At 63.5% G+C, this 11,170-nt stretch carries 9 protein-coding genes (1 of these 9 running past the window's edge); 7 read left to right on the plus strand and 2 right to left on the minus strand.

The window, feature by feature from the left end; all coding sequences use genetic code 11:
* Position 1 precedes the first annotated feature (1 nt).
* The 6 genes from prfA to NKI29_RS19885 all read left to right on the plus strand — a co-directional run bounded on the left by prfA (position 2) and on the right by NKI29_RS19885 (position 8,321).
* Positions 2-1,081, plus strand: a complete 1,080-nt coding sequence (gene prfA, locus NKI29_RS19860) for a peptide chain release factor 1 (RefSeq protein ID WP_352797037.1) — start codon at positions 2-4, stop codon at positions 1,079-1,081.
* A complete protein-coding gene (gene prmC / locus NKI29_RS19865; protein ID WP_352621700.1) occupies positions 1,074-1,952 on the plus strand; it encodes a peptide chain release factor N(5)-glutamine methyltransferase in 879 nt (292 codons plus the stop codon). The genes prfA and prmC overlap by 8 nt, the downstream gene beginning before the upstream one ends.
* A gap of 331 nt (positions 1,953-2,283) precedes the next feature.
* Positions 2,284-3,246, plus strand: coding sequence for a DUF4167 domain-containing protein (locus NKI29_RS19870; RefSeq protein WP_352570513.1), 963 nt, complete (start codon positions 2,284-2,286; stop codon positions 3,244-3,246).
* Between the two features lie 238 nt (positions 3,247-3,484).
* On the plus strand, positions 3,485-6,091 hold the full coding sequence (gene clpB / locus NKI29_RS19875; protein WP_352646612.1) for an ATP-dependent chaperone ClpB: 2,607 nt from the start codon (positions 3,485-3,487) through the stop codon (positions 6,089-6,091).
* Positions 6,092-6,236: 145 nt separating this feature from the next.
* Entirely contained in the window at positions 6,237-6,602 is a 366-nt protein-coding gene (locus NKI29_RS19880) for an MmcQ/YjbR family DNA-binding protein (protein ID WP_352646609.1), read from the plus strand.
* A 237-nt stretch (positions 6,603-6,839) separates the two neighbouring features.
* Positions 6,840-8,321, plus strand: a complete 1,482-nt coding sequence (locus NKI29_RS19885) for a L,D-transpeptidase family protein (protein ID WP_352577123.1) — start codon at positions 6,840-6,842, stop codon at positions 8,319-8,321.
* A gap of 21 nt (positions 8,322-8,342) precedes the next feature.
* Here NKI29_RS19885 and NKI29_RS19890 read toward each other — a convergent pair whose 3' ends face one another.
* Positions 8,343-8,975 (minus strand): TMEM175 family protein, encoded by a 633-nt coding sequence (locus NKI29_RS19890; protein WP_352646607.1) that lies wholly within the window; start codon positions 8,973-8,975, stop codon positions 8,343-8,345.
* A 168-nt stretch (positions 8,976-9,143) separates the two neighbouring features.
* Here NKI29_RS19890 and NKI29_RS19895 point away from each other — a divergent pair, with 168 nt between their 5' ends.
* Positions 9,144-10,709, plus strand: coding sequence for an MFS transporter (locus tag NKI29_RS19895; RefSeq protein ID WP_023675160.1), 1,566 nt, complete (start codon positions 9,144-9,146; stop codon positions 10,707-10,709).
* A 17-nt stretch (positions 10,710-10,726) separates the two neighbouring features.
* Here the strand turns inward: NKI29_RS19895 and NKI29_RS19900 are convergent, their stop codons facing one another.
* On the minus strand, positions 10,727-11,170 hold the end of the coding sequence (locus tag NKI29_RS19900) for a M23 family metallopeptidase (RefSeq protein ID WP_352577119.1). Its footprint extends 1,515 nt past the window's final position; 444 of the gene's 1,959 nt are visible here — the last part of the coding sequence; the start codon falls outside the window, past its right edge; it ends in the stop codon at positions 10,727-10,729.

Raw genomic sequence — 11,170 nt, forward strand, 5'->3', positions numbered from 1 at the left:
CATGATCAACCTGCCCCGCGACCGTATGGATCAAGTCGTCAAGCGTTTCGACATGCTCGAAGCGCAGATGTCGGCCGGGCCAGCGCCGGACGCCTATGTCAGGATGGCCTCCGAATATGCCGACATCCAGGAGATGGTGGCAAAGATCAGGGCGCTGCGCGCCGCCGAGCGCGAACAGGCCGATCTGGAGGCGATGCTCGCCGACAAGGGCACCGACGCCGAGATGCGCGCCTTGGCCGAGGCCGACCTGCCGGAGGTCAAGCATCGCATCGAGGCGCTGCAGAAGGACATCCAGATCCTGCTGTTGCCCAAGGATGCCGCCGACGACAAGAACGCCATCCTCGAGATCCGCGCCGGCACCGGCGGCGACGAGGCGGCGCTTTTCGCCGGCGACCTGTTTCGCATGTACGAGCGCTATGCCGCGGCGCATGGCTGGCGTTTCGAGACGGTGTCGGCCAGCGAGGGTGAGGTCGGCGGCTACAAGGAAATCATCGCCACCGTTTCGGGCAAGGGCGTCTTTGCCCATCTGAAGTTCGAATCCGGCGTGCACCGGGTGCAGCGCGTGCCGACGACCGAGGCGGGCGGACGCATTCATACCTCGGCGGCGACGGTCGCGGTGCTGCCGGAAGCCGAAGAAGTCGACATCGACATCAGGGCCGATGACATCCGCATCGACACGATGCGCGCCTCGGGTTCCGGCGGCCAGCACGTCAACACCACCGATTCGGCCGTGCGCATCACCCATCTTCCGACCGGCATCATGGTGGTGCAGGCGGAAAAGTCGCAGCACCAGAACCGGGCGAAGGCCATGCAGATCCTGCGCGCCAGGCTCTACGACCTCGAGCGCAGCAAGGCGGACGAGGAACGTTCCGAATCGCGCAAGTCGCAGGTCGGCTCGGGCGACCGCTCGGAACGCATCCGCACCTATAATTTTCCGCAGGGTCGCGTCACCGATCATCGTATCAACCTGACGCTCTATAAGCTCGACCGGGTGATGATGGGCGAACTCGACGAGATCATCGACGCGCTGATAGCCGATCACCAGTCGAAGCTGCTCGCCGATATCGGCATCGATGGCTGACAGCCTGCCCGCCACGCTGGCGCCGCTGCTGCGGGAGGCGCGAAACCGGCTCGCCGCAGCCGGGATCGCGGATCCGGCGCTCGATGCCAGGCTGATCGTCGAGCATTTTTCCGGCACCAGTCGCACGCAGGCCATCGCCGATCCCGGGCGCGCTGTCGATACGGACGTGACGGCGGTAATCGAAGCCGCCTTGCGGCGGCGCATCGCCGGCGAGCCGGTACACCGGATCCTTGGCTACCGCGAATTCTACGGCTTGCGCCTTTCGCTTTCGCCGCAAACGCTGGAGCCGCGGCCGGATACCGAAACGCTGGTCGAGGCTATACTGCCCTTCGTCAAGGCAATGGCGGCACGCGAGGGCGGCTGCCGCATCCTCGATCTAGGGACCGGTACCGGTGCCATCGCGCTGGCGCTGCTCAGCGCCGTTCCGGCCGCGACCGCCACCGGCGTTGACATTTCGCAGGAGGCGCTGGCCACAGCCATGCGTAATGCCGGGGAATTGGGGCTCGTCGGCCGGTTCACGCCGGTCAAATCCGACTGGTTTGAAAAAGTTTCTGGCCTGTACCATGTAATTGTCGCAAACCCTCCCTATATACCCTCAGACGACATTGGAAATCTGCAGGACGAGGTCCGCGGTTTCGATCCACGCCAGGCCCTCGATGGCGGCGTGGACGGTCTGAGCCCCTACAGGAAGATCGCCGCGGGAGCGGCAGCGTATTTGGAACTCCAAGGCAGGATTGCGGTCGAGATCGGCCATACGCAGCACCAACAGGTTACGGAGATATTCTCCGCGGCCGGGTACCGTTCGGTCGGGGTGTTTCGTGATCTCGGCGGAAACGACAGAGTTCTTGTGTTCGAACGGTGGAAGCCGTGATGCAGTGCGAAAAAAGCGCTTGGCAATACCGGGGAATGCGGCTAGGGTCGCGTTAACCGGATGAGACGAAGCAGGCAGTGCTCTTAGCGATTCGGTTTTCCTTGGAAATAGCTGCCTTCTTGCGCAAACGACGCCCAAGCTTCGTGCGGGAATCGTCCGGCAAGTGAAGTAACCGGAACAGGATGGCACGTGGCGCCAACGCAATTGATGCGGGCGAACGCCGGTGAAGGAACGAAACGGCTGGCCGTATGAGCGCCTCCGTTCGTGAAGAGTTTTTCGAAAATTTCAAAGTGAAGAGAGTCTAATGAGGCCACAACAGCAAAACAGGCGCATGCGCGGTCGCAACAACAGTGGCGGCGGCGGCAACAACAATAACAACAACAATCGTAAGGGGCCGAATCCCCTGACGCGTAACTATGAGAGCAACGGCCCGGACGTGAAGATCCGCGGATCGGCTCAGCAGATTGCCGAGAAGTACGCAACCCTTGCCCGTGACGCGCAAAGCTCCGGCGACCGGGTGATGGCGGAAAACTATCTCCAGCATGCAGAGCACTATAACCGCATCATCGCAGCCGCTCAGGCGCAGATGCCGATCCAGAACGCCCAGCAGAATCGCGACGATTTCGACGATGACGGCGACGAGGATCGCGACGAGTTCGACAATGCCGGCAACAACAATGCCAACGAGACGTCGGGTTCGGCGGTCAATCACGGGGCCGGCCCGCAGCCGGTCATCGATGGCACGCCGGCCGAGCTGGCGCTGAACCAGGAAAACAGCCGCGACAATCGGGGCGGCCGCGATAACCGTGACGGACGCGACAACAATGGCGGACGCCACCGCGACCGTCGCCCCAATGGCGGTTACGGCCAGAACGGCCAGCGCGGCGAGTATGGCGCGCGCGGCGAGCAGCAGGGTGGACAGCGCGTCGAACAGCCACGGCGCGACGAGACGCCGGCGCAGGCGGAGCCCGTGCCGGCCGCTGAGCCGGTCTTTGTGAGCGAGCCCGCACCGCAATTCGAAAACCTTTCGCCAGCGGGTCTCGCCGCCCAGGCCGAGCTCAACGAAGCCGCGGCCGAAAACAGCCCGGCACGCCGCCCCAGGCGTCCGCGCCGTCCGCGGCTCGATGTCGAACCGGCAAATGGCGGCAACGACAACGCCGGCCGTGACAGTGCCGAGACAAGCAGTGCCGAGACAAGCAATGCCGAGACTGGCAATACCGACGCTGGCAATGTCGATGCAGCGCCGGCTGAAGGCCCCGGCGGTCAAGCTGTGATCGCAGACGTCGAGAATTGATCGGAAAAACGTTCAGCCGATCTTAGCGCATCCTTTACCCTGGACGGCGGAGAGAAATCTCCGCCGTTTTTGTTTTGCGCGCTCGGAATATTATGCATTCGCCAGTGTCGAGGCGTCTTGAGGGTCCGTGGTTTGCGTCCCATATCTTGCGTGAACAGGATCCGGCTCGAACGGGCGGGTCCGTCACCGCAATCTGATCCGGTGCCGCGAAGCGGGCCGGTGACGGAAGGAGACAGGCATGAATCTTGAAAAATATTCCGAGCGCGTGCGCGGCTTTATCCAGTCCGCGCAAACCATGGCGCTTTCCCGCAATCACCAGCAATTCACCCCCGAGCATATCCTCAAGGTCCTTGTCGATGACGACGAGGGCCTGGCTGCGTCGCTGATCGAGCGCGCCGGCGGCAATGTCCGTGACGTCAAGCTCGGCGTCGAAACGGCACTGGAGGCAATGCCCAAGGTCGAGGGCGGCAATGGCCAGCTCTATCTGGCGCAGCCGCTGGCAAAGGTGTTTTCGACCGCCGAGGAACTGGCCAAGAAGGCCAGTGACAGCTTCGTTACCGTCGAACGGCTATTGCAGGCGCTGGCCATGGAAAAATCGGCCAAGACCGCCGACATCCTGTCCAAGGCGGGTGTCACGCCGCAGGCGCTGAACCAGGTCATCAACGACGTACGCAAAGGTCGCACTGCCGATTCGGCGAGCGCCGAGCAGGGCTACGACGCGCTGAAGAAATACGCGCGCGACCTGACGGCGGACGCCCGCGCGGGCAAGCTCGATCCGGTCATCGGCCGCGACGACGAAATCCGCCGCACCATCCAGGTGCTGTCGCGCCGCACCAAGAACAACCCAGTGCTGATCGGCGAACCCGGCGTCGGCAAGACGGCGATCGCCGAAGGGCTGGCGCTGCGCATCGTCAATGGCGATGTGCCGGAATCGCTCAAGGACAAGCAGCTGATGGCGCTCGACATGGGGTCGCTGATCGCCGGCGCCAAATACCGCGGCGAGTTCGAGGAGCGGCTGAAGGCGGTGCTTTCCGAAGTCACGTCTGCCGCCGGCGGCATCATTCTGTTCATCGACGAGATGCACACGCTTGTCGGTGCCGGCAAGGCGGATGGCGCCATGGACGCGTCGAACCTGCTGAAGCCGGCGCTCGCCCGCGGCGAACTGCACTGCGTCGGCGCCACCACGCTCGACGAGTACCGCAAGCATGTCGAGAAGGATGCGGCCCTTGCCCGCCGCTTCCAGCCGGTCTTCGTCAATGAGCCGACGGTCGAAGACACCGTCTCGATCCTGCGCGGCCTGAAAGAGAAATACGAGCAGCACCACAAGGTGCGCATCTCGGATTCGGCGCTGGTCGCGGCCGCTACACTGTCAAACCGTTACATCGCCGACCGCTTCCTGCCGGACAAGGCGATCGATCTCGTCGACGAGGCCGCGTCGCGGCTCCGCATGCAGGTCGATTCGAAGCCCGAGGCGCTGGACGAGATCGATCGCCGCATCATGCAGCTCAAGATCGAGCGCGAGGCGCTGAAGGTCGAGAAGGACGATGCCTCGAAGGACCGGCTCGCCCGGCTTGAGAAGGAACTCTCGAACCTGGAGGAGGAATCGACCGAGCTGACCTCGAAATGGCAGGCCGAGAAGCAGAAGCTCGGGCTTGCCGCCGACCTCAAGAAGCAGCTCGACGAGGCGCGCAACGAACTTGCCATTGCCCAGCGCAAGGGCGAATTCCAGCGCGCCGGCGAACTTGCCTATGGCAAGATCCCGGAACTCGAAAAGCAGCTGAAGCAGGCCGAAGCCAGGGATGGCAAGGCCGGCATGGTCGAAGAAGTGGTCGGCCCCGATCATGTCGCCCATATCGTCTCGCGCTGGACGGGGATCCCGGTCGACAAGATGCTGGAAGGCGAGCGCGACAAGCTGTTGCGCATGGAAGACGAGATCGGCAAGCGCGTCGTCGGCCAGGGCGAGGCGGTGCAGGCAGTGTCGAAAGCCGTGCGCCGTGCGCGCGCCGGCCTTCAGGACCCGAACCGGCCGCTCGGCTCGTTCATGTTCCTCGGACCGACGGGCGTCGGCAAGACCGAATTGACCAAGGCGCTGGCCAGCTTCCTGTTCGACGACGAGAGCGCCATGGTGCGTATCGACATGTCGGAGTTCATGGAGAAGCACTCGGTCGCCCGGCTGATCGGCGCGCCTCCCGGCTATGTCGGCTATGAGGAAGGCGGCGCGCTGACCGAAGCGGTGCGGCGCCGGCCCTATCAGGTCGTGCTGTTCGACGAGATCGAGAAGGCGCATCCTGATGTCTTCAACGTGCTGCTGCAGGTGCTCGACGACGGCCGGCTGACCGATGGGCAGGGCCGCACGGTCGATTTCCGCAACACGCTGATCATCATGACATCGAACCTCGGCGGCGAATATCTGGTCAATCTCGGCGAGGACCAGGATGTCGACGTCGTGCGCGACGAGGTGATGAATGTCGTCAGGGCTTCGTTCCGGCCGGAATTCCTCAACCGCATCGACGAGGTAATCCTGTTCCACCGGCTGCGCCGGCAGGATATGGGTCGTATCGTCGAGATCCAGCTCAAGCGCCTGGAAAACCTGCTTGTCGACCGCAAGATCGCGCTTTCGCTCGATCAGGAGGCGATCGACTGGCTAGCGGCCAAGGGTTACGACCCGGCCTATGGCGCGCGGCCGCTGAAGCGGGTGATGCAGAAGGAATTGCAGGACCCGCTGGCGGAAAAGATCCTGCTCGGCGAGATCCTCGACGGCTCGACCGTCAAGGTCACCGCTGGGTCCGACCGCTTGAACTTCCGCTCGAAGCCGGCAGTCGTGGCAACCGAAGCGGCCGCCTGAGCTCAAGCCAAGAGCCTGTTCCATCCCGATCGAATCGGGATGGAATTCCTATCTTCAATCTCGACCATGATCCTTTCCGAAAAACCGGCATACCCTTTTGTTACGCCGGCCTTCGGTTCATGGTCTGAAACTTGGTGGGGCGCAGATGACGTTGGACGACTACAATAGTTTCTGCGCCTCGCTGCCTTCGACGATCCATGTCGTGCAGTGGGGCGGCGCCCATGTCTGGAAGGTCGGCGGCAAGGTCTTCGCGATCGGCGGCTGGAGTGAGGGCAAGGAGCCGTTCGTTACCTTCAAATGCTCCGACATCGCCTATGACGTGCTGAGGGAGCAGCCGGGCCTTCGGCCCGCGCCCTATCTTGCCTCACGCGGCATGAAATGGATCCAGCGCCAGACCGGCGAAAGCATGGATGATGGCGCGCTGAAGGATTACCTGCGCGAAAGCCACCGTCTTGTCGTGCTGAAGCTGACGAAGCAGGCGCGCAAGGAATTGCGGCTCGCTGCCGGTTAATCGGTCAGAAATCCGCCATCTTCATGCCCGGTTCATATTGGAACCTTATCGTTGGCAACTGATTTGCTGGCGAAGGGGTTCGCCTACCACATCGGCCCGAAATCGAGTTTTGATTTTCGCAAAGCACGATGCGGAGATTTAAAGCGTTAGAGCGTCCTTTGCGCGTCGAAAAGACGCGCGGCGCTTTGAAGAGACAATGCCGGCGGCGGCAATTACGGACCGGAGAATTTGGCCATCATGTTGCGCACCATCTTCACCCTTTCAGCGCTTGCTGCCGGGCTGCTGGCGTCGAATGCGATGGCCTCGCCAATAGTGGATACCGCGCCACGGGTGGTTCGTGCCGCCAATGGCGGCGGCATTCTTGTAGCCCAGAACGGCAATCTCGATATCTACTACGATGCCAGGGGAAACCGCGTCATCGTCGATGCGGAGACCGGCAAGGTCATCGCCATCCAGCCGCCGCAGACCAGGCTCGACCGCCGCGCCTTGCGCCGCGAGCGCTTGCGCAACCTGGGACCGGTCGAGGACGACCCCTATTATCTCGACGACCCTGAGGACACGGCGCGGTTCCGCCGCAGGCAGATGGAAGACGAGGGCAGGGTCATCATACCGCCGGCTGACGAGTACGACCCCTATGGCGACAATTCGGTGGAAGCCTTCCCCGAAGCGCCACGGGATGACGGCTACGGCAACGGTTATCCGGAGGCAGCGCAGCCGGTAAAGCCGCGCACCATCGAGCGCCAGCCGCTCAACGAGGCCTCGATCGAGCCGGTCGAGCCGACGGTGCCGAACGAGCAGGCGGCCTTACCGCCAGACACAGCCCCGCCGCCAAGCACTGGCGGCAAGACGGCGGTCGACCCGTCGCTTGCGCTCGGCGCCCGCGAGGACGTGGCGGCACTGCAGGTGCTGCTCGACCGTGCCGGTGCATCGCCCGGCGTCATCGACGGACGCTTCGGCTCGAATGTCGACAAGGCACTCGCCGCCTATAACGAAATCACCGGCAGCAATCTGAAATCGACCGACGCGGTCGGTATCCAGGCGGCCCTGGCGCAATCCGGTGGCGATGCCTTCGCCTCCTACACGATCACGCCCGAGGATGCGGCCGGCCCCTATGTCGCCTCGATACCGGAGGACTACAGCCAAAAGGCCCAGCTCGATCGGATGGGCTACACGTCGGTACCCGAAGCGCTGGCCGAGCGCTTCCATATGGATGAAACCTATCTGAACAAGCTCAATCCGGACGCCAATTTCAATCGTCCGGGCACCATCATCAAGGTCGCCAATTTCGGCAGGCTGGTGGCGACGCCGGTGGCGCGCATCATCGCCGACAAGTCCAATAAGCAGGTCCGCGCCTATGATGCTGCGGGCAAGCTGGTCGCAGCCTATCCGGCGACTATCGGCTCGTCCGACACGCCGTCGCCGTCCGGCACGCATGCGGTGTCGCGTGTCGCATTGGACCCGAACTACACCTACAACCCGAACATCAATTTCAAGCAGGGCGAAAACGACAGGATCCTGACCATCCCGCCGGGGCCGAACGGCCCGGTCGGCTCGGTCTGGATTGCGCTGGACAAGCCGACCTACGGCATTCACGGCACGCCGGATCCGTCCAAGATCGGCAAGACCGAAAGCCATGGCTGCGTGCGGCTGACCAATTGGGACGCGCGCGAGCTTGCCAAGATCGTGACGCCCGGCGTTATCGTGGAGTTCGTCGACTAAAGCGCAACGCCTTCGCCCGAATCACCCGATGACCTTGCGCAGCAGTGGCGCGCGCAGCGCTGCGGCATAGATCAGCTGCACCACCAGGATGAAGCCGACGCTGAGCAACGGGCTGATCAGGCAGAGTGCAGCGCCGACGGCCCACAGGATCTGTGCCTTGACGATGCGCAGATAGACCGTTCGGGTGGTCTCCGCGTCGACACCTTCGGCCAGAAATCCGTTTTTGTCCGCGTAGCGCCAACTGGCGAGCAGCGTCAGTCCGAGCATCAAAAGATTGAACCAGTACACGAGCACCGCAGTCCTGAATTCGAGGAAGTCGGCGAGAAGGTCGGTCGAGAACGGCAGCAAGGCGATGAAGCCGAGGACACAGAGGTTCAGCGTGGCAAGCCGCCGGTCGGATTTTGCAATCAGCCCGTGTTGCGCCTGCTGGCCGAACCAGAAGATGGTCAGCGTCAGGAAGCTGAGCGCATAGGTCAGGAAGCGCGGCGCCAGTGCTGTGATCGCTGTGATCAACTCGCGTTCGGAATGCACCGTTTCATGCGCCGGCACCCTGATCTCGAGAACGATCAGGGTGAGCGCGATGGCGAACACGCCGTCGGTGATGCCGACGACGCGCCCGCGTCCTTCCGCCGAGGGTTCGAGCGGTCGTTTCATGCGGTATTTCCCCCTTGCCTGTAGCGCTGCGAGAAGCTTAGCACGGCACTTGCCGTTTGCACCCTGAGCGGCGTGATCCTGCCTGTGTGGCCAGGTTGGGCCTGGTTTCAACGAGAACAGCGTGCTGGCCGGTTGTCGCCGGCGCGCCGGCGATCTAGGTAAGGCGGCATGCACACGCCAACCAAAGTCGGTACCGGCGCCGTTCCCCTGACCGGCTCACTTCCCGCCGATACGTTCTGTCCGCAGGCGCAGCGGCGGTTCGTGCTGATCGCCGCGATCCTGGCTTCTGCGCTCGGCTTCATCGACGGGTCGGTCCTGGCCATTGCGACGCCGGCGATCCGCGTCGACCTCGGCGCCAGCCTCGCCGAGGCACAATGGATTTCCAATGCCTACGCATTGACACTCTCAGCCCTCATTCTCGTCGGCGGCGCCGCCGGCGATCGCTTCGGCCTGCGCCACTCCTTCGTCGCCGGCATCGTCCTGTTCATTGCCGCCTCGCTTGCCTGCGCGCTGGCGCCTAACCCGACGGTGCTTATTGCGTTTCGGGCTATCCAGGGTGTCGGAGCGGCCATCATGGTGCCGGGCAGCCTGGCCATTATCGCCAAAGCCTATCCGAAAAAGGAACGCGGCCGGGCGATCGGCATCTGGGCCGCAGCATCAGCACTGACGACGGCGCTCGGCCCGGTGCTGGGCGGCTTCGTGCTGTCGGCGTTCGGCGACGGCATCTGGCGGGCGATCTTCGCCATCAATCTGCCGCTCGGCCTTATCTCGGTCTATCTTCTGCTGGCCAAGGTCCCTGCCGACGCGCCGGCGGAAAAGCGCGGCCTCGATCTCGGCGGCGCTGCACTCGCCATATTGGCGTTCGGAGCTCTCGCTTACGGTCTGACCTCGATGAGCGGCGACGGGGAGGGGCTGATGTCCGGCCCGAGTATTGCCGCCGGTGCGGTTTTGCTCGTCGTGTTCATCGTCTTCGAGCGCCGGCGGCGCGAGCCGATGATCGAGCTGTCGTTGTTTCGAATCGGCGCGTTCGCGGGCGCCAATGTGGCGACCTTCTTCCTTTATTTCGCGCTGTCGGCCAATCTGTTCTATCTGCCGATGCTCATGATCGCCGGATGGGGGCTGAGCGCGGCCGAGGTCGGTTTCATCTTCCTGCCGCTTTCGGCATTGATCGCAGTGTTGTCCGGACCGGTCGGCCAGTGGTCCGACCGCATCGGGCCTCGCTTTCCGATCGCCAGCGGCAGTCTGGTTGTGGCTCTTGCCTTTGCCGGACTTGCCCTGCTGGCCTATTGGGGCATCCACAATTTCTGGATCGGGGTATTCCCGCTGATGGCTCTGATGGGGTTTGGCATGGCGCTGGTGGTATCGCCGCTGTCGACCGCCGTCATGACGGCGGTCGAGGACAAGGATACGGGTGCGGCCTCGGGCATCAACAACGCCGTCTCGCGCATCGGCGGCCTGATTGCCGTGGCGGCGATGGGATCGCTGGCGGCCTGGGTCTATGCTGGCGTGCTCGGCACCGCTGCCGGCTCCGGCATTCCGGGTTTCGGCGAACCGCCGCCAGCCGGCCTGGCGCCCGGCCTCGATACGGCACGACTTGCCGCCAGCGACGCGGCATTCGCCGCCGTTGCCGCGGTGACCGCGCTGCTTTGCCTGTTTTCGGCAATCACCGCGTGGACGACGGTTTCCGGCGAGCGGCTGCCATGGGCGCGCGACACGGCGAATCAGCAGGGCTGACGACGAAAAACGTCGGCTCAGCCTTCGATCTTGGCGCTCGCGACCTTCAACTGATTGCTGTCTTCCTGCTTGAGCAGGTCGTCGATGCGTTCGCGCTCGCGCTTGAAGGCGACGAGGTCGTCGCCCTTCAGCGTCTTACCGACCGGTAGGCGGACGCGCATCGAATCGACCTTTGTGCCGTTGACGATCAGTTCGTAATGAAGATGCGGACCGGTGGAGAGGCCGGTTGAGCCGAGATAGCCGATAACCTGACCCTGGCGAACGCGAACACCCGGCTCGATGCCTTTGGCAAAGGCGCTCTGGTGATTGTAGGACGTCTCGTAGCCATTGGCGTGACGCAAGATGATCTGCTTGCCATAGCCGCCGGCCCAGCCGGCCTTTTCGACGACGCCGTTGCCCGCGGCAATGATCGGCGATCCCACGGGAGCTGCCCAGTCGGTGCCGGTGTGCATTTTCACATA

Source organism: Mesorhizobium sp. M0678 (assembly GCF_040320505.1).
GTDB lineage: Bacteria > Pseudomonadota > Alphaproteobacteria > Rhizobiales > Rhizobiaceae > Mesorhizobium.

What these genes read in the sequence shown, in the direction of transcription:
- clpB (WP_352646612.1), top strand. Translation starts at nt 3,485, where the DNA reads ATGAATCTTGAAAAATATTCCGAGCGCGTGCGCGGCTTTATCCAGTCC.
- NKI29_RS19895 (WP_023675160.1), top strand. Translation starts at nt 9,144, where the DNA reads ATGCACACGCCAACCAAAGTCGGTACCGGCGCCGTTCCCCTGACCGGC.
- NKI29_RS19885 (WP_352577123.1), top strand. Translation starts at nt 6,840, where the DNA reads ATGTTGCGCACCATCTTCACCCTTTCAGCGCTTGCTGCCGGGCTGCTG.
- prfA (WP_352797037.1), top strand. Translation starts at nt 2, where the DNA reads ATGATCAACCTGCCCCGCGACCGTATGGATCAAGTCGTCAAGCGTTTC.
- NKI29_RS19880 (WP_352646609.1), top strand. Translation starts at nt 6,237, where the DNA reads ATGACGTTGGACGACTACAATAGTTTCTGCGCCTCGCTGCCTTCGACG.
- NKI29_RS19870 (WP_352570513.1), top strand. Translation starts at nt 2,284, where the DNA reads ATGCGCGGTCGCAACAACAGTGGCGGCGGCGGCAACAACAATAACAAC.
- NKI29_RS19890 (WP_352646607.1), bottom strand. Translation starts at nt 8,975, where the DNA reads ATGAAACGACCGCTCGAACCCTCGGCGGAAGGACGCGGGCGCGTCGTC.
- prmC (WP_352621700.1), top strand. Translation starts at nt 1,074, where the DNA reads ATGGCTGACAGCCTGCCCGCCACGCTGGCGCCGCTGCTGCGGGAGGCG.